Raw genomic sequence first — 25,521 nt, forward strand, 5'->3', positions numbered from 1 at the left:
CCGAAAACATAAATACAGTTGAGGAAAAGTACGGAACCTCGCTTATGGATGAAAACTCGGCCCCATACAAAAATTAACGCCTAGTTAAGCAGCCAGGTATTGAACTCTTCATTGAGTTCATCCGCGTAGTCTGACCACCATTCATCGTTAATCAGGAAGGCGGTTTGGAAGTTTTGAGGTGCGGTAGGAAGGTTCGCTAAAATGTCCGGGTTCACCTCCGCCGAAGACGACTTACGCGTAGGCCCATAGGCAACGTACTTAGCTTGATCAGCTAATGGTTTTGTTCCTGAAGAAAAAGCAATGAAGTCCAATGCAAGCTTTGTGTTCTCACTCCCTTTAGGTATCGCCCATCCATTCATGTAACCCATTTGACGGTCCCATATAATCCGAAATGGTTGACCTTCATCTTTACGGGCATTGTGAATTCGGCCGTTAAACGCCGAGGCGATCACCACTTCTTTGTCTGCAAGCATTTGAGGTGGCTGGGCTCCTGTTGTCCACCACAGCACTTCTGATTTGATCGTATCCAACTTAGCAAACGCACGCTCACGCCCGGCTTCGGTTTCGAGCAGGCTGTAGACCTCTTCTGGTTTTACACCATCAGCCAATAGTGCCCACTCAAGATTACCCTGAGGTTGTTTTTGCAATGCACGTCGACCTGGAAAAGTTTTTAGGTCAAAGAGATCGGTCAACTTGCTAGGCAAAGCCTTACCTTTAAACGCGTCTTCGTTCACCGCTAATACTGTGGACACAACGATGGTATTGATTGCGCATTCGTGAATCGCACCATCAATGAAATCCTCTTGTGCTGGTGTTCCATCTGCGCCCGAAGGCAAAATACTTGGGCTCACTGGTTCTAGTAACCCTTCGGCGCAACCACGAACAATGTCCGGCTTGTCGAGAGAAACCAAATCCCAGCGCACGTTGTTCGCTTCCACCTGCGCTTTAATTTCGGCTAATCCGCCGCTGAAATCCTCGGATACGATCTCGACACCTGTTTTTTTAATGAAAGGCTTGTGATATGCCTCCACTTGGCTCTTGGTGAATGCACCACCCCAAGATACGACCGTCAATTTGTCTTCAGCATAAGCAGAGGTCCCCAACAGCATTCCTGAAATCAACAGCGCCAATGGTGCTTTGGTCATTCGTGACATGTTTTACTCCTTTTGGTTGTTTTTCTGGAGGCATCCGAGTACGGCTGTTGGATACCGGTTTTTGTTAAAATTAAGTTAACATTAGCATTTAATATATTTTATACAATATTTAATATTAAATTTTTCAGGCAAATCGTTGTAATGAAAAAGGTGAAAGATCAATCGATGTCGGCTTTCCTTCGATAAGCTCTAAAAGGAGATCTGCCGTAATCGCCGCTTGAGTTAATCCAAGGTGTTGATGGCCAAATGCCAGTAATACATTTCCATCCCAAATGCTATCAATAACCGGTAACGAGTCGACTGTTGAAGGCCGATTCCCCATCCACTTTTCTCCTTGCCTGAGTGGATGTAACCCCGATTCAAACATCTCATCACCTAACTGAAAAAGCATTTCTGAACGTTTCATATTGGGTGGTGACTCTACATCGGCATACTCAACAGTGCCTGCCAAGCGTAGCCCACCAGACATCGGAGTCATGATGAATTTTCTATCGGCAGAGCTAATAGGAAATGGCAATACATCACGCTTGTCATCCACCATTAGGTGATAACCACGCTCGGCTTGAATAGGCACTTTGACTCCGGTTAGTTGCCGTATCAAAGGCTTAGAATGTACACCAGCGGCAACAATGATTCGGTCAAATGAATGTGTTTGAGACTCAACCAACACCTCGCCATTTTTCGCCAACGCAGATACACCTTTTTGTAAAACCTTACCGCCAAGAACTTCAAAAGCTTCACTTAGCTCAACACAGAGCTGATAAGGGTCTAGCGTATGACCTGTATCGGGAAAAAAGACGCCGACACGAACCTTATGGCTGAGATCAGGTATCCGCTCTCGAATCGCCTCTTGTGTCCAAACTTGATACGCCACACCGTTTTTAGCCAGTGAGTTAAGCGTACTTTGGTAGTCTTTAAACAGTTTCTCGTTTTCAAAAGTGAGCAATGAACCATTCATTTTTATTAGATGCGCTTTTCCGATTGAATCAAGCACGCCACGCCAACTTGCCACTGACCGCTCGTTAAGACTCTTAATCGCGTTTTTTGCCTGCTCCGCGGCTGATGGCTTTGTTTGTAATAGGAAACGAATCATCCACCCGATTGTGTTTGGAATATCTTGCCAACGGATCGAAACCGGACTTTTGGAATCTAGCAGCATTTTAGGTAATTGTGGAAGCAGCGCTGGCGTTGCAAGAGGGAAGATTTGCTCAGTCGCGATATGACCTGCATTTCCCTTAGAGCATCCATTCCCCACGCCATTGGGATCAAAAATCGTGACTTGATAACCTTGCTGCTGCAACTTCAATCCAATTGATAAGCCAATAATCCCCGCACCTATCACGGCGATCCTTTCCTTTTTGGTTTCATCCTTGACCAACATAAATATGCTCCGAGTCACACTTGAAAACGTAGATTGTATACAATATATTTTACATTACGTTAACATTACTATTGTTTAATTCAACCATTTTTTCAGCAAGGAGCGAAAAATGAGACAAGGAACTTTTTTCTGTATTGATGCCCACACCTGCGGCAACCCAGTTAGGCTGGTCGCAGGCGGTGTGCCTCCACTCGAAGGCAATACCATGAGCGAAAAGCGCCAATACTTTCTTGAGCATTATGATTGGATTCGTCAGGCACTCATGTTTGAGCCTCGCGGACACTCAATGATGTCGGGGTCAGTTGTCTTGCCTCCTTGCAGCGATAACGCAGACGCTTCAATTCTGTTTATTGAAACCAGTGGCTGCTTACCAATGTGTGGCCACGGCACCATTGGAACCGTCACTACCGCTATCGAGAATCGCCTTATCACTCCCAAAAAAGAAGGCCGTTTGATACTTGATGTCCCAGCAGGACAAATCGAAGTGCACTACCAAACAAAAGGTGACAAGGTCACGTCGGTGAAGATATTTAACGTACCAGCTTACCTTGCCCACCAAGACGTAACCGTGGACATAGAGGGCTTAGGTGAGCTCACTGTCGATGTTGCTTATGGCGGAAACTATTACGTAATCGTCGATCCTCAAGAAAACTACGCCGGACTTGAACACTACTCTCCAGATGAAATTTTGATGCTTTCACCAAAAGTTCGCGAAGCGGTATCTAGAGCGGTTGAGTGCGTACATCCAGAAGATCCAACAGTGTGCGGTGTTTCTCACGTGCTATGGACCGGAGAGCCCACTCAAGAAAACGCTACCGCTCGAAATGCTGTGTTTTACGGCGACAAAGCGTTGGATCGCTCGCCATGTGGTACGGGAACAAGTGCGCGCATGGCGCAATGGCATGCAAGAGGCAAACTCAATCAAGGAGAAGACTTTATTCACGAAAGTATCATCGGCAGCCTATTTCAAGGACGTATAGAAGGCATTACCGAAGTGAATGGCAAAGCCGCTATTTTGCCAAGTATTGAAGGATGGGCACAAGTATACGGTCACAACACAATATGGGTAGACGATGAAGACCCATATGCGTACGGATTTGAAGTGAAGTAATAAGGATAGTAAGGAAGAATGATGAACCCACAAGAACCAACCACTTTTTACGCAGTCAACGCCTTTACTGGTGAGCCTCTACCTATTGCGTTTCCGGTACATGGAGAGCAAGAAGTTAATCAAGCCGCCTCAGCCGCCCAAAACGTTGCGCGTGAGTTTCGCCAACTAAGTAATGCAAAGCGATCGAGCTTACTTTGCTCTATCGCCTCTGAATTGGAAGTGAAGAGTGAAGAAATCGTTGCTCGTGCTCATTTAGAAACTGCCCTTCCCGAAGCACGTTTAAGCGGCGAAATAGGACGTACCGCGAACCAATTAAGACTATTTGCCGAGGTTGTGAGATCGGGTAATCACCATCAAGCAATTTTCGATACGCCAAACCCAAACCGTCAACCACTGCCAAAACCAGATATTCGCCGTCAACAAATCGCAATTGGCCCTGTCGCCGTGTTTGGTGCGTCTAATTTTCCGCTCGCATTTTCTACGGCAGGTGGCGATACGGCTTCGGCACTGGCTGCTGGCTGCCCTGTGATTGTAAAAGGCCATACCGCCCACCCTGGCACCAGTCAACTTGTTGCTGAGTGTATTGAGGCTGCACTTGAGAAAGAGTGCTTACCGCAAGCCATCTTCACGCTATTGCAAGGTAACAAACGTGCACTTGGCCAAGCACTCGTTACCCATCCAAAAATTAAAGGGGTTGGGTTTACAGGTTCAGTCGGTGGTGGCCGTGCGCTGTTCAATCTAGCCCAGCAAAGACCAGAGCCAATCCCCTTCTATGGCGAACTAGGGGCGATTAATCCAACATTTATTCTCCCTTCAGCCATACGGGCAAACGCATCATTGGCTGAAGAATTTGTGGCTTCTATGACTTTGGGCTGTGGACAATTTTGTACAAAACCAGGCGTTGTATTTGTCTTGAATAGCCCAGAAACGCAAGCCTTTATCGAAATCGCTCAAGGGTTAATTCGACAACAATCAACGGCCACTTTGCTAACGCAAGGAATCCGAGAAACGTATGAATCCGAAGTGGATAAGCGAGCTTCCGAAACAGGCATTAACGTCACTCGTTCTGAACAAGCAGAAGCGACCAATGTCTCACCAGCACTGTTCGTGACGGACAGTAAAAACTGGCGTGAAAACCCGCAATGGGAGGAAGAAATATTTGGTCCTCAATCGTTAATCGTAATCTGTGAAGATTTCGATGACATGTTGAAACTGAGTGATTCACTGACTGGATCGCTCACCGCAACCCTTCACGCTACCGCTGAAGACGAAGAACAAGCCAAGCAACTGCTTCCAAGTTTGGAAGAAATCGCCGGACGCCTTGTATTCAACGGTTGGCCAACTGGCGTCGAGGTTGGTTACGCTATGGTTCATGGTGGACCATATCCGGCTTCAACCAATTCTGCCTCAACATCTGTCGGTGCGGAGGCTATTCATCGTTGGTTGCGTCCGGTCTCCTATCAAGCTTTGCCAGAATCTTTATTGCCGGATTCATTAAAAGCGTCGAACCCACTGGGTATCCAACGCGCCATAGATGGCAGTGTGTCCCAATAAGATCAACAAATGGCTCAAAAAGGCATCAACTGATGCCTTTTATTTCACTCTACTTCTCAAAACCTTCTTTCCTAGTTGGTTTGTGCCAGAAAAACAATAAACTACTAAAGTAAAATGGATTGGATACAATATTAATTTCACGGGAGACTTCAATGTCACAGAAACCTGTTTTTAAAACGCGCACTCAGCTCGTTGAGGAAGCAATTCGAACTCAGATCTTGAAGGGCGAGTTAAAAACTGGTCAACCTTTACGTCAAGATGCGTTAGCAAAAGAGTTTAATGTTAGCCGAATTCCTGTGCGTGAAGCGTTAGTTCAATTGGAAGCACAAGGACTCGTTAGCTTTGAACCTCACAAAGGTGCGACGGTCACTGAGCTATCTCCAGAGAAAATCAATGAGCTATTTGAACTGCGGGCTGTCGTGGAATGCCACATTTTAGAGCGCGCGATTCAAAATATGACAGACGCTGACCTTGAACGCGCGCGCGAAGTTCGCGAACGTTTCGAGTCAGTAGTGAACAGTGGCGACGAAGTAGAAGAATGGAGCAACTACAACTACGAGTTCCACAAAGCCCTATATGCGCCAGCCAACATGCCTGAAACTATGGACGTCATTTACAACCTGAACACAAAGTGTGACCGATACATACGCATGCAGCTATTGTTTACTACAGGCATTAAAAAGGCAGAAGAAGAGCACTTAAGCTTGTTTGAAATGTGCCAAAATCGCGATATCGAAGGCGCCAAGTATCTACTGAAAAAGCACATTCTAGAAGCGGGCACAGCGATTCGAAACCTGCTGCTTGAAAGGCAAAATATCAGCCAGTAAACGGAATAACGAATAAGGTGATATTCAAGGATGAATGTTGGACCAAAGTTTTTACTTGCAGCGCTACGACAAAAGATTAAAGAAGAAGGGCTTTGCTACAATTCCTTGTCAGAGAAAAGTGGCATCCCTTTATCTAGTATTAAACGCCACCTACATAATCCAGCTTTAGGTTTGGATAAAGTACTTATTTATCTGAACTACCTGAATACCGATCTCATCGAACTCGCAACCTTAGCCAACGAGCTTCAGCACCAAAACGAGCAAATGCTAACAGATGAAGAGAGCGCCCTTTTCGTTGAGCATCCTTATTTACTTGATTTTATTTATATGCTGACTTCTCGTGATATTAAACCGCAAGAGATAGCCCAAACTTACGGACTTTCTGATACAAGCTTACGATTCTATTTGCGTATCGCGGAAATTCTAGGATATGTCGAAAACTTCGGAGACGGCTTGTTTTACCGTTCTGGTCGTCGATTTATTATGGAAGAAGGTACGGCATTAGACACCTTATTCAAAGAGCGATTTCAACAAGATTCGCTTTCTCATGATATCAACCCAGGCGTATGTATAGGTCGCATTAGGCTCACCGAAGAGCAGAAAGTGCAAATAGAGGACGAGCTTTGTAATAAATTAGCGAAACTTAACGCAGTTAACACTTCCAACAATGAAGGTGAACTAACAAATATATTAATGCGCTGCACTCCCGGTGCTCAGATATTTTTCGCTGATGATTTACCTAACATTGACGGAAGCCTATTAAAGCACGTCGCTCAACTCACTAAATTAAGTTAAAGCATCAGACAAATAAATCAAACAAACCCCAGATAACATCATATACCCCTACCAAACTATTGATTCAAAGCGTTTCCTAAATCTAATTCTGATTTTTATTTAGCAAGCATCGCTTAGTCAACTAAGAACTTGTCTTAATTTCACACTTATTAATTGTCTTGTTAGCTCTTTTGAAATAGACAGAAAACTTAAGTAATAACTAATTTAGCTTAAGTATAAAAGACAACTTTTTTACGTTATTTACCTCACACTATTTAACTATAAATTTGCAGACGAACAAATTAAATTAATACATTCACCTAGCTAATAAAAACAAAAGCAAAACACATAATTATAATTATATTATTTATAAGGACATAGAAAAGTGAAATTTAAGTATTCTTTAGCAACGGCAGTCACTCTCGCATTATTACAAGGCTGTGGCGGTGGCGGCGGTGATGGTTCATCACCTACTCCGTCCACTAGCAGTGCAAACGGTCCAACATGGAAAGCCGGTGATTTTAGCCAACCGTCGAAAACGTTTATCAACCAATGTGAAACGCCCCGCGTCGGACTGGACCCATATGACAACTATGCCGCCTATCCAGATAAATTGGGCTCTGCATTACACGAAAAACTCTTTTTAAGAGCTTTTACTAACGAAACGTATCTATGGTATGACGAGGTTCCTGATAATAATCCAGCAAACTACAAAACTGTTACTGATTACTTCAATACGCTGGTCACCTCTGCTACTACCGCGACGGGTAAACCAAAAGATCGCTTCCATTTTACCGTCCCTTATGAAGATGATATGAAATCATCGCAATCCGGTTTAGTTGCTGGATTTGGTTTTAACTGGGCATTCCTACGTGGCGTACAACCTCGAGACGTTCGTATTTCCTACACTGAAGAAGCCTCGCCAGCTGATAGAAGCGGCATTGCTCGTGGTGATAAGCTTCTGAAAATCAATAATATTGATGTGGTTAACACCGGTAGTCAGTCCGACATTGATTTTATTAACAAAACGCTCTTTAACCCTGACATCAATCAAGATTACACCTTCACATTTGAGAGTGTTGACGGTCTAGAGAAAACCGTGACGCTTACCGCCTCTGATGTCATGACCTCTCCAGTTAAAAATGCCAAAGTGATTACACACAATGGTATGCGGATCGGCTATCTGCAATACAACTCCTTTGAACCAAGCGCTCAAGCCCCGCTTATTGAGGCGTTCAGTATGCTCTCAGCAGAGAATGTTGACGAGATCGTCGTTGATTTACGTTACAACGGCGGTGGCTTAGTCCTTCAGTCCTCGCAAGTAGGCTACATGCTAAGCGGTGCTGGTCAGAACCGAGTCTTCAGTGAGTTGATTCATAATGACAAAGTGATGCGTACCATTAAAGATGGGGATAACATCTATCGCTTTACGAATCTAGCAATAGACTGGGCAGCACAGAAATATTCGGATCAAGTGCTTCCGACACTGAACAAAAAGCGCGTATATGTGCTGACTTCAGGAGGCACGGCTTCCTCAAGTGAACTGTTAATCAACGCTTTGCGCGGCATTGATGTGGAGGTTATCCAAATAGGTTCAACAACCACAGGTAAACCGTATGGGTTCTCACCAGAACAAAACTGCGGCACTATGTACTACACTATTCAGTTCAAGTCGGCGAACGAGAAAAAATTTGGCGACTTCGCTGATGGTTTTATTCCTACTCCAAAGAGCCAAATCAATACCGAGCTAGGCTTAAACAATAGAGTGGAAGGTTGCTGGGTCAATGACGACCTAACAAAACCATTGGGCGATCCGTCTGAAGGTATGCTTTCTGCGGCACTAAACTACATGGAAACTGGAACCTGTCCGCCAGTATCCCCTTCAAGTTTCAACGCCATGCCGCGTAACATTTCATCTCCGGAGTTAAGCGATCTTCGCTCTCCGCTACGAACAGAGGCAATTCATGTTGAGATCAACTAACTTTTTACGAATGCTGATTCGGATTGCGCTTTTCTTAGGCACTTCGATTTCTTTGATAGGATGCCAAGCTATGTCACAAGAACCCGTTGAAGCATTGAGTAAAAAGAACTCTCCGGAAACAGTCATAGAGATTCAAAACGCGATCGCAGAAATCCAAGGGACACCAGCACCTAGAGTCGCAAATAACGTATTTGAATCCTCACCGCATGTGTTGATTGCAAAAGGACGAGTAAAAGGGAACAACAATCAACTGTTGGATGGCAGCTATACGGATCTTCCAGACCAATATACGTTGCAGATAAGAGGTGAAACCTGTGGCTTGTACTATGCCAAAACAGATACTTTTGTCTCTCTCAGTTCACTAGATTGTGAGCCCATCATTAAGTTTTAGATCTCCCAAAATAGAAGCCCGCTGATATCAGCGGGCTTCCTACTTTATTGTTCAGTGTGAAACGGTCAACGTTACTTTAGTTCAATCCATGCTTTGCGCTGTTGCTTATCCATGTATGACCAAGCTACAAAGCGGCTCACTTTCTGCCCTTGACTCATTTCAACCACACGAATGGCTTTCACACCCAATTTTTCAAGCTGCTTGCGCATCGGGCGAACGTTGTCTTTTTTGGATATAAGTGTTGTAAACCACAAGACCTGTGCGGCAAAAGCTTGGCTTTCATTCGCCATTTTTCGGATAAACGCCGCTTCTCCGCCTTCACACCACAATTCAGCGTTTTGACCGCCAAAATTCAACGCAGGCTTACTTGTCTTTACTGGTGCGGTTTGAGGTTTTAGCCCTTTCTTGCGCTGGTTTGCTTTTAGATTATCGATTTTACGCTGGCTGCCCATAGCGGCATCTTCCGCCGAACGGTGGAATGGCGGATTACATGTCGTCACATCATAACGATCATTCGGTTGAATGATACCTCGATAAATATTGGCATCATTGTATTGCTGTACCAGTGCAATTTTTCCCTTCAAAACACGATTGTGCTCTACGATCGTTTGAGCCGATTGGATGGATTTTGGATCGACATCGCTGCCCGTATAGTGCCAACCGTATTTTGTTACACCAACAATCGGATAAATACAGTTTGCTCCCACGCCAATGTCCAACGCTTTCACTTTTTGGTGCGCGTACTGACCTTTTACTTCACCATCAAGAAGTTCTGCCACTCGGTGAATGTAATCAGCGCGGCCCGGAATCGGTGGGCAAAGGTAGGTGTCGGGAATGCCCCAGAACTCGATACCATAATACGCAGCAAGCAATGCTTTATTGAGAATTTTAACAGCGTTAGGATCAGAGAAGTTTATGGAGTCTTCCCCTTTCGGATTTTTGATAACGAATGGCTTTAACTGTGGTTCACTTTCCACGAGTTTTTTAAAATCGTAACGACCTCGATGAACATTACGCTCATGCAAACCATTCTTCGCTATTTTTATGAACTCGACTTCGCTCTTTCCTGCAGGCTGCGAGGATTTGCGCGCAACTTTGTCTTTAACACGCTTCGGCTTGGCTTTATTCGCGTCTTTATTCTGAGCCGCCTTTGAAGTCTTTGGCTTTGCTTGCTTCGCGTTGTGATTATTGTTCTTCATTCAAATTCGCTTTTAAATCGAGGTAAATCATAAACAAACGAGCATCAAATTCGAGTTGGTGATACTCAGGCTCCATATAGCAACATAGCTGATAGAACGCCTTGTCGTGGTTTTTCTCACGAGTATGCGCCAACTCATGTACCACCAGCATTCTTAATAGTGGCTCGGGCGCATCCTTAAATACATTGGCAATGCGAATCTCGTTTTTCGACTTCAGCTTACCGCCATGGTTTCTACTGATTACACTGTGCAAACCAAGCGCGTTGTTTACCGCGTGAATTTTCTTATCGTAGACGACTTTACTGATTGGCGCGGCTTTCTTCATGTAGCGGTTTTTGATTGCCATGGCGTACTCATAGAGCGCCCTTTCGCTTTTGATTTGGTGCCTGTCGGGATAACGCTTTTCGAACCAAGGAACAAACTTGCCACTCGCTATCAATGAGCTCACCTGCTCTACGATGTTTTGTGGGTAGCCTTGAATGTATCGAAGTGACGGATGCATAGAGTTAACGTCTGTTATGACAAAATAAAGGCGCTCAATATACCTGAGATAAAGGACAGTTTCACCTTAGCTTTCGCCTTTCATTTATGACGAAAGGCCGTTAAACTTCGCCTCCCAATGATAATGGAGAGAAATTCAATGAAACGTGTCGTTCTTTATGTCAAAGACAAATGCCCTCACTGCAAAGATGCTCAACGTTATCTGGATTCGAAAAATATTAACTATCGTTTGTGCAATGCTAAGATGCAACGCGGTCGCAAAGAACTTGATGCGCTTGGTGCTCGTTCAGTGCCAGTTTTAAAAATTGGTGATCGGGTAATGATTGGCTGGAACCCAAAGAACTTCGAGAAGATGTACAAAGGCGACTAGTGCTCGGACGATGAATCTGCGCTGCGTTTAAACGTAGCGCTTGATAAAGTCGATAAACGTTCGATCTGCTATTGATAAGTACCCCTGCTTGCGCCAAGCAAGTGCCAGATCCAGCGTAACGGGTGGTTCAAACGGCACGCCAACAACGCCCGACTCATGTTGAGTCACCAATTCCAGTAACGCGGTAATCGCAAACTCTTGTTTCACAATACTCAAAATCAAAGGCAGTAAGTTGGTCTCGAATGATGACTTCATGGTAAACCCATGCTCCTCACTCACCTGATCCAAAAATTCACGGTGAAAATAGCCATGCTGAAACATAACCAAATCGTGTTCAAAGAACTCATCAAAAGTAAGAGCGTCTCGCTGGGCTAAATCATGCTCAGGTGAAACAACTGCGACCATTTGGCTAGTAAACAAATGGTCAGTTTCTAGATCATCAGGCACATTATCACAACTGATCACACCGATATCGAGTTGACCATTGAGCAGCATACGACGAATCGATTGAGTCCCAGCTTCGACCAAGGTCAATTTTAACTCAGGGAACTGGCTTTTAAACGCCATCACAATTCGTGGAAAGAAATAACTGCCCATCATTGATGGCGTTCCTAGTCTTACTTCGCCTTTCGCTAAACCTTTCAACTCATCAATCGCGAGCTGCGCGTCGTGCAACTGTTGAATCACCCGCTTAGCATGCACAAGTAACGTTTCGCCCTCTTTCGTTAAGCTGATTTTTTTATCATCACGGCGAAATAGGGTAACGCCCAAAGACTGCTCAAACTTTTTGATAGAAATGCTTAATGCGGGCTGGGCAATATGCAGGGCTTTCGCCGCATGGGTAATGTTTCCATGTTCAGCGACCGCCAGAAAATGTTTAAGTTGTTTCGATTCCATTAGATCAAAAATATATGGTGTCCATATTTTTAATATATTTTTTTAATTTACAACGAACTGATAGATTGATCACAGTCTCTCCATTTGCTCACATTAGGCAGGATTCATGGTCAGTTTTGGCACACCGGAATACAAACGCATTACGCTCTCGCTAGCGCTTGGTTCCTTCTTGGTTTTTTCAAATTTATACCTACTACAGCCAATGCTGCCCACTTTTGCCCAAATTTTCACGATCTCAGAAACGCAAGTGAACTGGTTATTTGCGGCCTCAACACTCGCTCTCTCTTTTAGCCTCGTTCCTATGGCTGTGTTGTCAGAATCAGTGGGACGAAAGCCAGTCATGATGGCTGGTCTGTTTTCGATTCCTACCCTTTCCGCTTTGATGCTGTTTGGTGACTCATTTCTGTTTTTGGTGGTATGTCGAGCACTGATCGGGGTCGCGCTCGCAGCTTTTGCTGCGGTCGCCGTGGCTTACATGGCAGAAGAACTCGACAAGCACGCCTTCTCGATGGCAATTGGAACGTACATTGCGGCTAACTCATTAGGCGGCATTGCAGGGCGTATTAGCGGCGGCTTATTGGCGGACAATTTCAGTGTTGATGTCGCCATTGAAGTTATGATGGTGTTCACTCTTCTTGGTGTCATTGGCGTTCACTATTTATTGCCAACACAGCGCAACTTCACCCCGTCATCAAGCAGCTTGCGCCATCAAAATCGTGCGCTTATTGGTCATTTTAAAAACCAACGCGTGTGGTTCGCGATGCTGATAGGAGGACTCAACTTTGCTTTGTTCGTCAACCTTTACTCCGTAATGGGGTTCCGTCTGGTGAGTGAACCTCACAATGTGCCCGTCGGGTTGGCCTCACTGATCTTTATTTGTTACTTGGGAGGAACTTTCTCCTCTCGTTGCGCAGGCCACTGGAGTAAACGTTATTCATCAATCCTCGGCATGTTCTTGGGCGCGATAGTGAGCATGACGGGGATGTGGATTGCGGCGGTTGAAAGCTTGACTGCAATGCTATTTGGGTTGTTGCTGATAAGTTTTGGTGCCTTCTTTACTCATACCCTCGCCTACGGTTGGGTCGGTCAGAATGCCACTCGCGCCAAAGCCACCGCGACTGCGCTCTACTTAGTACACTACTATGTAGGCGGTAGTTTGGGAGGATTCTTACTTCTTTATTGTTGGCAGCATGGAGGTTGGTCGAGTGTTCTTATGGGAGGAAGCGCAGTCTACCTAGCGATGTTTGCTGCAATTGCGTATTTGAAACACATTGCCGAAAGAAAGCATACTGACCAAACACCTGACGCTGCGAGTTTAAAGAGTAGCTAAGGTACGCTCATTTGCGTAATACCTCTCTGGTTACTTGGATAACCAACTCTGCTATGCTTGCGCTACTTTAATAAAAACCAGAAAGTCGTATGTCAACGCGTTCAACACAAAACACAGATATCGAAGCGATCACTCAACAGGTCGATCAATGGCTCAACGATGTAGTAATCGGTCTCAACCTTTGTCCGTTTGCTGCCAAGCCGCAACGTAATAAACAAATCAAAATCTTTGTTAGTGAAGCGACTCAAGAAGAAACGCTTCTTGAAGATATTTTATTGCAACTGATTGAGCTGAGTAACACAGAGCCCGAACAACTTGAGACCACGTTGGTTGTGGTTCCCAACATGCTACAAGATTTCTGGGACTACAACTTTTGCATAGATTGGGTTGAAGGATTAATTAAGCAGCAAAACTGGGAAGGTATTTTCCAAGTAGCGACTTTCCATCCTGATTACTGTTTTGGCGGCGCAAGGCCTGAAGACGACGAAAACCTGACCAATCGTTCTCCTTACCCGATCTTCCATTTGATTCGCGAAGAGAGTATGGAAAAGGTACTAAAACACTATCCTGATCCTGAATCCATTCCCGATACAAACATCGCTCGTGTTTCCTCCCTTTCAGAGGAAGAACGTAAAAAGCTGTTCCCTTACCTATTTCGTTAAGCACCACCATTCCCAAAGGCAGATTTATCACCAGTTAGATGCAATGCCCTTGGGGTTCAAAGTGCGGTTTGGTATCATTGCCGCTTCAATCGATTCAATGGAAATTAGAATGCAACTGTCAAAGCTAACCCAAGAGATTTTTGATCACTTATACCGTGATATCACCGAGTTCCGTAGTACGTTCGACTTACCAGTCGCAGACGCTGCAAGCCTTGATACGCAAGCAGACACACTACACACCTCTTTGGCGATCGAAGAGCTAACAGAGCTAGCAGAAGCAGATTGTAAAACTGAGCAAGCAGATGCCATCGTAGACAGCGTGTATGTATTAATGGGCCGTCTCGTTCATCTTGGCCACAGCAAAGTAGAAGACAACCTGGCGATCAGCTACTTAATCGATCTTCTATTAAACGTTGCAGTAAACCGTGGTATTGAATTTATTCCTTGCTGGGATGAAGTGCATTCAAGCAACATGAGCAAAGTATGCCGTAACGAGCAAGAGTACTCAGAAACAGAAGCATTCTACGCGGAACAAGGCATCAAGTTGATGGCGGTGCAGAAAGGTGAATACATCATCGCGAAATGCGCCGAAGATTTCGTATCGGAAGGTAAAACCATTCGTAAAGGCAAAGTACTCAAATCTGTTTACTACCGCCCAGCAGATCTAAAACCGTTAACTCAATAAGCGTTGAGTTTGGCTATCTCGATTAAAAAAAACGACCTCAAGTAGGTCGTTTTTTTATTGTCCCTAAATACTAATCAAAGATTAAATAAGGTTGCTCATCTACGATGACCTTTTTGACTTGAGTATTGAACACTTCCCCGAGAGCTTCTTCCGTTAGCACAGTATCGGCATTTCCTGATGAGTGCAGCACACCGTTGTTAAGCAGCAATACTTTATCTGCGTGCTTTAATGTGCGATTGAGATCGTGATTAGCAACTAATACTCCAATTCCCTGCGCCGCCATAGCGTTAATCAATTGATAGAGCAGACCCTCTTGCGCAATATCTAACGGTGCTGCTGGCTCATCCAAAATTAAAAACTGCGAAAAAGGATTAATGGTACGCCACACCTGCAAACATACACCTGCTAATCGGACACGCTGCCACTCACCACCGGATAATGTTTGAATACTGCGATGAAGCTTATCTTGCAGTTGTACCAGCTCCACCACCATATTGACGGCATCACGCACTTTGATATCCGCAATCTCAGCACCACTTGGCAGAGATAAAGCGAGATACTGAAACACATCAACATTAAACGCTGGGCGCGATTGCTGACACAAATAACCTCGAACATGAGCTTGCTCTGACAACGGTAAAGTAAGCAAGTTTTTGTTGCCAACGTACACTTCACCACTCATACCGTCTCGGTGACTTAACGTACCAGATATCGCAGCCAATAAAGTACTCTTACCGGAACCATTAGGCCCAACGATATGTACGATTTCGCCAGCTTTGCATTCAAAAGAAAGAGGCAATAATCGACTACCAACCGACATATGTTTAACGTGCATCATGACTCTTCACCAGCATCCAGATGAAAATAGGTGCGCCAATCGATGTTGTCATGACACCTAGAGGTAACTCTGCGGAGTCCAATAACAGTCTTGCGCCGATGTCAGCAAATACAAGCAACGCAGCACCAGATATTGCAGAAAGTGGCAATAAATAACGGTTTTCCGTACCAAAAGCCAAACGCAACAAGTGCGGCACCACCAAACCAACAAAACTGATGATGCCACCCAAAGCGACTGAGCTACCCACCAAAACAGAAATGGCGAGGATCAATTTCCAACGCATTTGATGCACATCGACACCCAATTGGGTCGCATGAATCTCACCTAGCATCAATTTATCAAGCGACTTGCCTTTACAACATAACCAGATAAGCACCGGTAACATCACTAAAGTAACGGTATGTTGATACCAACTTGCACCGCCAATACTGCCCATTAACCAATACATCAGTTGGCGTAAACTTAGATCATCACTAAAGTAAAATGCCCACGTCACAATCGCGCTCGATAAAATACCCAATGCAACCCCAACCAAAAGCAATCGAGCGGTCGTCAGGTGCATTGCCCTTGCTATCGCCACCAAAACAAACGTGAATACCATCGAGCCGGCAATCGCTGCCAACATAAAAACAATCGGGGTAGGAAGAACAGGTGACGCGAACATGATGAAGACCATTGCTAAGCTTGCACCACCAGATATACCAAGCACGCCAGGTTCAGCCAACACGTTCCCAAGCAACACTTGTAACGTCGCGCCAGATACCGCTAACGCAGCACCAATAATTGCCGCAGACACTAACCTCGGTAAACGCAAGTCCAGCAATAACTTCTGTTCAAATGCAGATAAGGATTGAAAAGGAGAAAAGAAAATTTCTCCGACCATCAAGTGAATGGCAGAGAGTACAGCGAGCACGATCGACATAACCATCAGGTTACGTTGCCAGCGTCGTTCCTTGTTCAGGATAAGTTGTTGAAAATCCATAGCGGCCGATAAAAACAAACGAGGCTTAACCTTACAGTTAAGCCTCGGTAAATTGCAATTAACTTCTCAAAGCAATGTTGGATTAATCGTAAACCAACTCACCCTCTTCAAAACGGGTTTTCACTTCACAAACCATCAGAGCTGCACGTTGACCTATTGCGACGTGGCGGTTCGGGAAGACAATCGCTTCGTTTTCATTCTTCGCCATTAATGGTTTGTCGCCATCATGACCAAACACTTCGCCGTGAACAAATGAGGTGAAGTTTTCAACATTGTCGTCGAACATAAAGTCAAAGTCTTCGTTCAAACGAACGATTGTGCGACTTACGCGATACTTAATGCATGGTTTTGGTAGGTGTTCTGGCTTCGTTTCCGCAATCAAATTACGTAAAGACAAATCAAACGCGGTCAGTTTATCGAGGTCATTTTCACCAATACGAGCCACGCGTCCAAGCTCCATCGTGAGAGCCTGCGCACCAAAGTTCTCGGCACTGTACCAGCTAAACGTGCTCGATGGTGAGTTTGACAGGAGCACAGCTTCAATGTGTGCACTGTCCAAGAAATCGATCAATGCCTTGCTGCGCACAGGATGACGAGTCTTAGGACTTACTGCAAACGTATAGTGCTTCGAGCCTCTAATCGCGCAGTGTAAATCAAGGTGCCAGCGTGTTGTCGGGTCGGTATCCTGATAAAAATCTCGAACAAGCAGCTTAAGCGTATCGGCGATAACAAGCTCTTTTGTCTGTTTGTGTTCTTTTTCGTCAAACAGACGGTTGAGATTTTCTTCGAGGAATCGCGTGTGCGCCAGAGTGGATTCTGGGTGAGCGATAATGAACAGACAACGGGTATCGACCGTCTGGAACCCAGATTCTATGTCTTGAATAATGGAATCCACCAGCTCCATCGGTGCGGTTTCATCTCCGTGAACCCCACAAGAGATGATGATGTTCTTCGTATCCTGAGTATAATTCGCAGGGATTACTTCTAATACACCACGCTGATAGAGTTTAAGTTTTACACCGTTAGAAAGCACCTGCTCCGCTGGTGCAACATCAATATGAACATCTAACGTGTCAGTTAAAAACGATTGGCGAAAGAGAGACTTCGTCATGCGTTACTCCTTAATAGCACGGCGGATATGTTAATAAATTGTACAAAGGATTTTTGTTGCTGCGATCTCACTTATGAGTAGAAATCACTATTTCCCTCGAAAATCCGATGCCTTTTCGCGCCAGGCACTCAAATCAAGCATTGAGGCGTTTAATTTTCAAACAATTACAAAGTGTTAGGGCTGTGAACTTTACCACAGCCCTGATTAAGATCATTATGATTTGATCAAATTTTTGTAGCTATAAAGCAGATTATGCATCAACACTGCGAAAAACTTAGCCGCGCTGTGCGAGCAAACGCTCAAACTCATCGACTTTTTCACGCACTAGCTCAACACTCTGCTGCCAAAACGTTGGCTGGGTTAAATCCATCGACAGGTGCTTTTCGACGACATCTTCCGCCATCATGCAGCCTGTATCGCGCAGCAAATTGATGTAATCGGTGTAAAACGCTTCGCCTTTGGTTTCTCGCTGTGCATAGATACCCTTGCTAAACAAGAAACCAAATAGGTATGGGTAGTTATAAAAGCTCACGCTATCAATAGAAAAGTGCAGCTTGCTTGCCCAGAAGTACGGATCCGGTTCGCTCATTACGTCGCCATACCATTCTTTCCAAATTTCTGACATCAACTCACAGAATTCATCTGCGGTTAACTCTCCATCCTGGCGGCGTTCATAGAACGATTTTTCAAACTCGTAGCGAACCGGAATGTTGATCATTAAAGCTAGCGCAGATGACAACTCTTCCCACAACATTTCGAGCTTTTCATCAACGCTCTCCGCTTTCGAAATCAAATGATCACGAACGATGTTTTCTGCAAAGATAGAGGCGGTTTCTGCTAACGTCATTGGGTAGTAAGTTTGGCAAAGTGGCAAATCACGAATAACCCAGTTATGGAACGCATGGCCAAGTTCATGTGCCAGAGTCATAAGGTCTGAACGGCTGCCACTCCAAGTCATAAACACAAGTGGTGTTCGCGTTGCTGGCAGTTTGGTGCAGTATGCGCCAAGACGCTTGTTAGCATTTGGCGCGGCATCAATCCAACCATTTTGTACCATCAAACGGACAAACTCCGACATCTCAGGGTTTACTGTTTCAAATGCTTCACAAATAACATCAATCGCTTCATCAAAGTCGTAAACCTTCGCTTCACCGCTCAAAGCAGGCATAGCCGCCAGATGATTCCAAGGTTTCATCTCATCCAGACCATGTACTTGCGCCATCAATAAACCTGCTTTCTGACCAATAGTTCGACTGTCTTTGGCTACTGTCATCATCGCATTTAAAGTTTCAGCTTGGATTCGGCTACCATGCAAACTCGGCTCTAGGAAGTGAACTTCACGCTTCGTAGAACGCTTTTTGTTTTCAGTTAAGCGCCATCCTGCTAACGCATTCAAAATCGCAGCGAATGATTCTTGGTGCGTTTGCATTGCATCTTGTACGCCACGCCACGCGGCTTCTTGACGCTCGAATTCAGAACCATAAAGAATGCTTGCCGCTTGAGAAAACCCAAGCTCTTCACTATTACCATCTGTGTACTCAAGCTTCACTTTCAATGAGCCAGTCAGGTTATCGTATAGGTTACCCCAAGCCGATTTGCCATCCACACTCATCGCAGCCAGTAACTGTTCTTCTGCGTTGCTAAGACGAGTATCCGCCAACTTTCTAGAATTCAAGATAGAAAAAGCTTGCCCACTGATATCAGGATTTTCATGGTCTAACACGCGCAAGATAAACTCTTCGTCGGCATGAGTTAATGTCAAATCAAAGGGACTGAACGCTTGGGAAAGCTCCGAAAAGATGCGGGTCATTTTACCAAGTAACGATTTCGCTTCGGCGTTTGTTGCATCAACAGAAGCATAACAACTCGCAAAATTTGCAACTGTACCCGCTAAACGACTCGCAGCTTCATTGGTCAAAATCGCATTTTGCATGATCTCTACGTTGCCACAATCTACTGATTGTTTATTCAAAAGATCAATACATTGTTCCACAAGAGCAATATCGTCTTGAATTCGTGGGTCAGAAAGGTCGTTATAAACGATGGACAAATCCCAACTCGGCGTTGTCATTTCTATATTTCCTTTTTATGTAACTGAGTCAATTTTCGCTTCCTGCACCTAGCAGATGGGCTTCCACTGACATCTTCCGTGACTATGCCCGTAAGCAGTATCGTTCTGGGCATTTTAATATTTATAAATTAACGAGTTAAAAGAGGTACGCCAATCGAACGCACCGAGGCGTAAATTTGCTCATCTATGGTAATTGTTACATGCGTGACAGAAGCGTTTCCTATCGACAACGTCGAATACCACTTTGGGTTACGCCAATCTAACTCCAATACATGAGCAAGAATCATACGAATGACGCCACCATGCGTGACGATAAGTAGATTGTCATTGATATCGTTGATGATTTGAGACCAAACGCGACATATGCGCTCAGAAAATGTGCTTAAGCTCTCAGCATTCGGCAACGTATGTTGTGCTGGCGATTGCCAAAAAGCATCTAGCTTTTTCCACTGCTCAGTGAGCAGATCAAAAGGCATACCATCAAAATCACCAAATGCCATCTCTTGTAAAGATTCATCCGTCATTACTGGTAATAATTGCTGTTCAGCAATGATGTTTGCCAGTTCTTGACAGCGTGAAAGTGGAGAAGAAATTATTCCACCCACACCTCGTCCACTCTCAGCCCAAGCCCGAGCAATACTCTCTTGATCAGCAGGCGTAACTTTTACATCTGTTTGGCCATGGAGTCCTGGTGGAGCGTCTACTTTTCCATGACGCACAAGATAGATATTGAGTGTTTTCATTTTGTTCCATCCTACTCTTTAAGAACCAACGGCAAACCAGCAGCAACAAAGGTAACGCGATGGCAAACACTGGCTAGTTTTTGATTCATCCGTCCTGCATTATCCACAAAATAACGACTAACCGCCCCCAAAGGCACAATGCCCATTCCAACCTCATTAGAGACGAATATTAACGTCGCATCTGAGCCACGTACCATCTTTATAAGCTTTTCAATTTCTGCTTCTAGCTTCTCATGGGAACATTCATCACCTAACTCAAATATCCAATTGTTGAGCCACAAGGTTAAACAGTCGACCAATACAACATCGGTGGTAGCGAAATTTGTCAGTAACTCAGATAAATGAAGGGGGCATTCATGCTCTTGCCACTCGCCCCCGCGTTGCTTTTGATGATGCGCTATTCGCTCTCGCATTTCTTGGTCAAATGGCAGCGCGGTTGCAACATAGTGTAATGATCGATGAGAAGCGACCGATAATTGCTTAGCTGTTTTTTCTGCCAAATGCGACTTCCCAGAGCGCGCGCCACCGAGTATCAATTGCTTCATGAGGAGTGATACAACCCAATCATAGTGAGATAAATAAGCAGTTCCGACAACTGTTGCGCTGCGCCAAGGCAATCCCCCGTAAAGCCGCCAATTCTCTTGGTTAACCAACGTTTGAACATCAAACGAAATACCACGAGAACAAGCGATATCAAGATCGCATCCGCGAAACCAAGCACAAGCAATGTTACGCCACCAGTAAACAACAAAATGGAGACTTCTAGAGAAGACTGGCGACTTGCTAGCGGTTTACTTTTCGACGTATCACTGTCACTGACATAAGGCATGTCATAAATAAGCGTCGCTGCTAGTGCTCGGCTTGCGGTGTAAGCGACGACAATGACCAACCAAAAGTGCGGCAAGTTAGCCAGTTCACTCCAAAAAACATACTTAGCCAATAACGCCATAATGAGAGTGGCGGCACCATAAGTGCCAATACGACTGTCTTTCATAATAGAGAGGCGTCGCTCTACGGTCATGCCACCGCCAATGCCATCCGCCATATCGGTCAAGCCGTCTTCGTGAAAAGCCCCAGTTAACAATAAGCTAAACACCATCGTTAATACTATGGCAACCGACTCTGGGAAAAAAATTGAGGTGAGCGAGAATACCAAAGCGCAAAGTGCTCCAAGCACGAGACCAACTAACGCAAAGTAACGGCCTGCCTGATTCATGCGTTCTTCACTGTAAGGCAACGCTTGGGGCACGGGTAAGCGGCTAAAAAAACTGGTAGCTAATAGAAATAACTCCCACTGGTATCTTAACGATGACGGCGTGACTTTCTCAGAATTATCAGGGACTGACACTATACTGTAACTCCTGCACTCTCGAAGCTCGCCATTTTGTTGTAAAACTGGGCGGCAGCTTTTAACAAGGGTAAGGCAAGAGCGGCTCCTGTTCCCTCCCCTAGCCGTAAACCAAGGTCGAGCAGAGGTTCTGCTTTAAGATGTTCCAATACAAATTTATGTCCATTTTCTTCAGAGCGATGGGCAAACAACATGTATTCACGCGTTTCTTCGTCTAACAACGTCGCAATATAAGCCGCTACCGATACGATAAACCCATCCACTAAAACTGGAGTTTTAAGCCGCTTGGCTTCTAAAAAAGCGCCCACCATTTGTACGATTTCAAAGCCCCCAACCTGTGCGAGAATCGTTTTGGTTTCAAGACCTCGACATCGGTTTACCCCCTGTGCTACCAGTTTATATTTGCGGCTCAACTGCTGTTGATTGATTCCGGTGCCAACGCCAACACAATAATCAATATCTAATGAGCTCAGCGCCGATAACAGTGCTGAGGCCGAACTGGTATTACCGATGCCCATCTCGCCGAACATTAAGAGGTTTGAACCATGCAAAATGGTATGCTCAGCAATCTTCGCACCATATTCTAAACCTAACGCCACTTGTTCTGGGGACATCGCTGATTGTTTAGAAAAATTAGCCGTACCGTTACCCAACCGTTGTTCAACCAAGTTGGGATGGGATTTAAATTCTGGAACCAGCACATCAATAGGAGCCAACATGCCGCAATCTATTACTTTGAGTTGAATGCCATTAATGTCGCAAAAACAGTTGATGGCTGCGCCGCCAGCGAGAAAGTTAGCCACCATTTGCTGAGTGACTTCGCTTGGCGCAATGCTCACGCCCTCCTCTGCAACGCCGTGATCTCCAGCAAATACCAGCATGCTTGGTTTGCAGATAGCGATGGAATCAACTGGCTGAGGTTTATTCTGACTTTGAATAAGAGCTAACTGCAGTGCCACCTTTTCCAATAAGCCTAAAGAACCGACGGGTTTGGTTTTGTTATCTATGCGTGCTTGTATCTCCGCAGCAAAAGAGTCATCCATTTTTTACGTTCCTTTGATGTTGTCTGGGTGAGAGGTGTTCTGTTGTTCAAGAGGTCTTGTTCAGCGACAGTTTTTGCGCGCCCACTATTGTATACACTTGCATCCAATTGGGGCAGCGCTAATCAAGTTTATCTCAGGATAGTCTGCCGAGTTCGCAGAGCGTCTCACCTTTCTTGCACGAGATTATAAGTAACTCGTTGAAATCCGCTACAATAGCTTAGACTATGTTCCCATATAGGAGAAAAGATATGGATAACAACACCTGCGCAATCATCGCCGGTGCAACTGGCTTAGTAGGCTCAAAAGTCATTGCAAACCTCATAAATCAATCAGGTGTTGGAACATTATATTATCTTTCTCGCCGCCCACTCGATGGCGTCTAGATGTGGACAACAAGCTTATTCCTCTCATTGATGCAGACCTTTCTATCCACCAATGGGATGAGAACCAACCAACACCAACCATCGGCTTTATCTGTTTAGGCACGACCCTTAAGCAAGCAGGCAGTAAGGATAATTTGCGTAGAGTAGATGTTGATCTGGTGTGCAAAGTCGCCCAACAAATGAAAACAATCGGAGTCAAACGCCTTGCGGTTGTTTCTAGCCTCGGTGCAAATAGTAAATCGCCATCCCATTACTTAGCTTGTAAAGGACAAATGGAACAACGAATCGAAGCTATGGATTTTGAGGAAATCGTATTTGTTCGCCCAGGCCCGCTTGTTGGTCAACGTCAAAACCCAAGAATGGACGAGAAGTTAGTACAAACTCTGTTTAAGGTAATTCGCCCACTTATGCTTGGCAAACTATCCAACTTTTTACCTATTCGAGCAGAAGATGTCGCCAAAGCGATGATTTATCAACTTTTCAGTTATCAAGAAGACTCGGTGGTTTACTTACAAAGGAAAGAAATGCGTGACTTACTGCATCACTACAAATAACCATTTTGTACAATTAACGTGCTAATTCACACTCTCACGCGACTTAGATCTCGTTTTTATATTCATTTTAGATCTAGCTAATACCCGTTTGTCATTTTTAAAGTTATATCACGAGCGTTATCTTACGCTCCATAAATAAATCCGTATAAAACCCCGTATAAAAAACAACCGCCACTTCGGCTGGTTGATAAGGTCAAATTATGAATTTTGCAGTGATAGCCTCTCTAGCCGTCTTTGTTGGAATATTGTTCTTTCTATTTAATCAGCAACAAAAGAAACACACTCTTTCACGTCTCGTTTTGATCGGTCTTGTTACCGGTTCTCTTTTTGGTCTTGCTTTGCAACTCATTCACGGTGAAGGCAACAGCGCAATTGCTCAAACACTTGAATGGGTAGGCATTGTAGGCAGTGGCTACGTTGGTCTACTGAAAATGGTCATCATGCCACTAGTATTGGTATCGATGATCTCTGCAGTTGTTAAGTTGGAGAAAGGTGGATCTTTAGGTAAAATTTCTGGCCTGACCATCTCTGTTCTTCTATTAACGACTGCAATTGCTGCACTTATCGGTATTTTGGTGACAACGACATTTGGCCTGTCAGCAGAAGGTTTAACTGAAGGTGCGCGTGAAACCGCTCGTATCGCCGTTTTAGAAAGCCGTGCCGGTACAGTAAGTGACTTAACTATTCCTCAAATGCTAGTTAGCTTCATTCCAACCAACCCATTTGCTGATCTAACAGGTGCTCGCTCGACATCAATTATCGCTGTTGTGATTTTCGGCGTGTTAACTGGTATCGCCGCTCGTAAAGTGATGATGGAAAAAGCAGAGTTGGAATCACCGATTCGTACTTTCGTAGAAGCTGCTCAATCTATCGTTATGCGACTAGTGAAGATGATCATGGCCCTAACGCCATACGGCATCGCAGCACTGATGGCAAAAGTGGTAGCGACATCAAGCGCAGGCGACATCCTAAACCTACTTGGCTTTATTGTGGCGTCTTATGTTGCTATCGCACTGATGTTTGTTGTTCATGGCGTATTAGTCTCTTTTGTCGGCGTTAGCCCTGCGGAATACTTTAAGAAAATCTGGCCTGTACTGACCTTCGCGTTTACATCTCGTAGCTCAGCAGCAACAATTCCACTAAACGTAGAAGCGCAAATCACGAAGCTTAACGTACCACCAGCGATTGCAAACCTATCAGCATCGTTTGGTGCCACTATCGGCCAAAACGGCTGTGCGGGTATCTATCCTGCAATGCTTGCAGTGATGGTAGCTCCGACAATGGGCATCAACCCACTTGATCTACACTTTATCCTGTCATTGATTGCGATTATCACCATCAGCTCATTTGGTATTGCAGGTGTCGGCGGCGGTGCGACGTTTGCAGCCTTGATTGTTCTTCCTGCAATGGGCTTACCTGTGACCATCGCAGCGCTGCTTATCTCTATTGAACCATTGATTGACATGGCACGTACCGCACTAAACGTTTCAGGCTCAATGACTGCGGGTACAATTGCTAGCCGAGTGCTGAAGTCACCAGAAAGTGAAGCAACATTGGAAGAAACACGAGCATAGAACTCAAATTCCTTCCAAAGCGATAAAACGTAAAATATCAAGCCGATGGTTCGCCAT

The 25,521-nt window shown here is 44.9% G+C and carries 24 protein-coding genes and 1 pseudogene; 12 read left to right on the forward strand and 13 right to left on the reverse strand.

Translation table 11 applies throughout. The features are described 5' to 3' along the window. Positions 1 to 80: 80 nt before the first annotated feature. Both J4N40_RS10085 and J4N40_RS10090 read right to left on the reverse strand, forming a co-directional pair. Entirely contained in the window at positions 81 to 1,154 is a 1,074-nt protein-coding gene (locus J4N40_RS10085; protein ID WP_115385903.1) for a polyamine ABC transporter substrate-binding protein, read from the reverse strand. 124 nt (positions 1,155 to 1,278) lie between these two features. Continuing rightward, positions 1,279 to 2,535 (reverse strand): NAD(P)/FAD-dependent oxidoreductase, encoded by a 1,257-nt coding sequence (locus J4N40_RS10090; RefSeq protein WP_115385902.1) that lies wholly within the window; start codon positions 2,533 to 2,535, stop codon positions 1,279 to 1,281. 109 nt (positions 2,536 to 2,644) lie between these two features. Between J4N40_RS10090 and J4N40_RS10095 the strand changes: the two genes are divergently transcribed. The 6 genes from J4N40_RS10095 (at position 2,645) to J4N40_RS10120 (ending at position 9,173) form a co-directional block, all read left to right on the forward strand. Then, positions 2,645 to 3,646 carry a 4-hydroxyproline epimerase gene (locus J4N40_RS10095; RefSeq protein WP_115385901.1) on the forward strand — a complete coding sequence of 334 codons (1,002 nt, stop codon included), beginning with the start codon at positions 2,645 to 2,647 and terminating at the stop codon, positions 3,644 to 3,646. 21 nt (positions 3,647 to 3,667) lie between these two features. Further along, positions 3,668 to 5,200, forward strand: a complete 1,533-nt coding sequence (locus tag J4N40_RS10100; protein WP_054577906.1) for an aldehyde dehydrogenase (NADP(+)) — start codon at positions 3,668 to 3,670, stop codon at positions 5,198 to 5,200. A 152-nt stretch (positions 5,201 to 5,352) separates the two neighbouring features. Then, a complete protein-coding gene (locus J4N40_RS10105) occupies positions 5,353 to 6,027 on the forward strand; it encodes a GntR family transcriptional regulator (protein WP_005377862.1) in 675 nt (224 codons plus the stop codon). Positions 6,028 to 6,057: 30 nt separating this feature from the next. Beyond that, complete coding sequence (locus J4N40_RS10110; RefSeq protein WP_005377865.1) at positions 6,058 to 6,822, forward strand: hypothetical protein; 765 nt, start codon at positions 6,058 to 6,060, stop codon at positions 6,820 to 6,822. 364 nt (positions 6,823 to 7,186) lie between these two features. Then, a complete protein-coding gene (locus J4N40_RS10115) occupies positions 7,187 to 8,782 on the forward strand; it encodes a S41 family peptidase (protein ID WP_115385900.1) in 1,596 nt (531 codons plus the stop codon). 70 nt (positions 8,783 to 8,852) lie between these two features. Beyond that, on the forward strand, positions 8,853 to 9,173 hold the full coding sequence (locus J4N40_RS10120) for a hypothetical protein (RefSeq protein ID WP_115385899.1): 321 nt from the start codon (positions 8,853 to 8,855) through the stop codon (positions 9,171 to 9,173). 71 nt (positions 9,174 to 9,244) lie between these two features. Here the strand turns inward: J4N40_RS10120 and rlmF are convergent, their stop codons facing one another. Together rlmF and J4N40_RS10130 are read right to left on the reverse strand one after the other, a co-directional pair. Next, positions 9,245 to 10,372, reverse strand: a complete 1,128-nt coding sequence (gene rlmF, locus J4N40_RS10125) for a 23S rRNA (adenine(1618)-N(6))-methyltransferase RlmF (RefSeq protein ID WP_115385898.1) — start codon at positions 10,370 to 10,372, stop codon at positions 9,245 to 9,247. Then, positions 10,359 to 10,874, reverse strand: a complete 516-nt coding sequence (locus J4N40_RS10130; RefSeq protein WP_005377870.1) for a M48 metallopeptidase family protein — start codon at positions 10,872 to 10,874, stop codon at positions 10,359 to 10,361. Before J4N40_RS10130 ends, rlmF begins: the two co-directional genes overlap by 14 nt. Before the next feature lie 138 nt (positions 10,875 to 11,012). Here J4N40_RS10130 and J4N40_RS10135 point away from each other — a divergent pair, with 138 nt between their 5' ends. After that, positions 11,013 to 11,243 carry a glutaredoxin family protein gene (locus J4N40_RS10135; protein WP_005377871.1) on the forward strand — a complete coding sequence of 77 codons (231 nt, stop codon included), beginning with the start codon at positions 11,013 to 11,015 and terminating at the stop codon, positions 11,241 to 11,243. Between the two features lie 27 nt (positions 11,244 to 11,270). On the opposite strand, the gene J4N40_RS10140 is transcribed toward J4N40_RS10135, so the two are convergent. Next, positions 11,271 to 12,140: a LysR family transcriptional regulator gene (locus tag J4N40_RS10140; RefSeq protein WP_115385897.1), complete on the reverse strand. Its 870-nt coding sequence runs from the start codon at positions 12,138 to 12,140 to the stop codon at positions 11,271 to 11,273. A 106-nt stretch (positions 12,141 to 12,246) separates the two neighbouring features. Between J4N40_RS10140 and J4N40_RS10145 the strand changes: the two genes are divergently transcribed. From J4N40_RS10145 to J4N40_RS10155, 3 genes are all read left to right on the forward strand, one after another. Next, a complete protein-coding gene (locus tag J4N40_RS10145) occupies positions 12,247 to 13,470 on the forward strand; it encodes an MFS transporter (RefSeq protein ID WP_006741641.1) in 1,224 nt (407 codons plus the stop codon). An 89-nt stretch (positions 13,471 to 13,559) separates the two neighbouring features. Beyond that, entirely contained in the window at positions 13,560 to 14,132 is a 573-nt protein-coding gene (locus J4N40_RS10150; RefSeq protein ID WP_115385896.1) for a DUF1415 domain-containing protein, read from the forward strand. 109 nt (positions 14,133 to 14,241) lie between these two features. Then, the gene (locus J4N40_RS10155) at positions 14,242 to 14,817 is read left to right on the forward strand and encodes a nucleoside triphosphate pyrophosphohydrolase family protein (protein ID WP_005377875.1); all 576 of its coding nucleotides are present in this window, start codon (positions 14,242 to 14,244) and stop codon (positions 14,815 to 14,817) included. A 70-nt stretch (positions 14,818 to 14,887) separates the two neighbouring features. Here the strand turns inward: J4N40_RS10155 and btuD are convergent, their stop codons facing one another. The 8 genes from btuD to cobT all read right to left on the reverse strand — a co-directional run bounded on the left by btuD (position 14,888) and on the right by cobT (position 22,953). After that, the gene (gene btuD / locus J4N40_RS10160; RefSeq protein ID WP_080960060.1) at positions 14,888 to 15,655 is read right to left on the reverse strand and encodes a vitamin B12 ABC transporter ATP-binding protein BtuD; all 768 of its coding nucleotides are present in this window, start codon (positions 15,653 to 15,655) and stop codon (positions 14,888 to 14,890) included. Beyond that, positions 15,642 to 16,637, reverse strand: coding sequence for a vitamin B12 ABC transporter permease BtuC (gene btuC, locus J4N40_RS10165; RefSeq protein ID WP_115385895.1), 996 nt, complete (start codon positions 16,635 to 16,637; stop codon positions 15,642 to 15,644). The genes btuD and btuC overlap by 14 nt, the downstream gene beginning before the upstream one ends. A gap of 82 nt (positions 16,638 to 16,719) precedes the next feature. After that, positions 16,720 to 17,748, reverse strand: a complete 1,029-nt coding sequence (locus J4N40_RS10170; RefSeq protein WP_005377878.1) for a succinylglutamate desuccinylase — start codon at positions 17,746 to 17,748, stop codon at positions 16,720 to 16,722. Positions 17,749 to 18,022: 274 nt separating this feature from the next. Beyond that, on the reverse strand, positions 18,023 to 19,819 hold the full coding sequence (locus J4N40_RS10175; protein WP_115385894.1) for a M3 family oligoendopeptidase: 1,797 nt from the start codon (positions 19,817 to 19,819) through the stop codon (positions 18,023 to 18,025). A 128-nt stretch (positions 19,820 to 19,947) separates the two neighbouring features. Then, positions 19,948 to 20,562 (reverse strand): alpha-ribazole phosphatase, encoded by a 615-nt coding sequence (cobC, locus tag J4N40_RS10180; protein WP_115385893.1) that lies wholly within the window; start codon positions 20,560 to 20,562, stop codon positions 19,948 to 19,950. A gap of 11 nt (positions 20,563 to 20,573) precedes the next feature. Beyond that, positions 20,574 to 21,107: a bifunctional adenosylcobinamide kinase/adenosylcobinamide-phosphate guanylyltransferase gene (gene cobU / locus J4N40_RS10185; protein ID WP_025766771.1), complete on the reverse strand. Its 534-nt coding sequence runs from the start codon at positions 21,105 to 21,107 to the stop codon at positions 20,574 to 20,576. Further along, the gene (locus tag J4N40_RS10190) at positions 21,104 to 21,910 is read right to left on the reverse strand and encodes an adenosylcobinamide-GDP ribazoletransferase (RefSeq protein ID WP_115385892.1); all 807 of its coding nucleotides are present in this window, start codon (positions 21,908 to 21,910) and stop codon (positions 21,104 to 21,106) included. Before J4N40_RS10190 ends, cobU begins: the two co-directional genes overlap by 4 nt. Next, complete coding sequence (gene cobT / locus J4N40_RS10195) at positions 21,910 to 22,953, reverse strand: nicotinate-nucleotide--dimethylbenzimidazole phosphoribosyltransferase (RefSeq protein ID WP_115385891.1); 1,044 nt, start codon at positions 22,951 to 22,953, stop codon at positions 21,910 to 21,912. The genes J4N40_RS10190 and cobT overlap by 1 nt, the downstream gene beginning before the upstream one ends. Before the next feature lie 248 nt (positions 22,954 to 23,201). Here cobT and J4N40_RS10200 point away from each other — a divergent pair. Further along, positions 23,202 to 23,890, forward strand: a pseudogene (locus tag J4N40_RS10200) (NAD(P)H-binding protein). Between the two features lie 200 nt (positions 23,891 to 24,090). Then, positions 24,091 to 25,464, forward strand: coding sequence for an L-cystine transporter (locus J4N40_RS10205; protein ID WP_171345347.1), 1,374 nt, complete (start codon positions 24,091 to 24,093; stop codon positions 25,462 to 25,464). The last annotated feature ends 57 nt before the right edge of the window (positions 25,465 to 25,521 follow it).

This window comes from Vibrio sp. SCSIO 43097 (assembly GCF_023650755.1).
Lineage (GTDB): Bacteria > Pseudomonadota > Gammaproteobacteria > Enterobacterales > Vibrionaceae > Vibrio > Vibrio alginolyticus.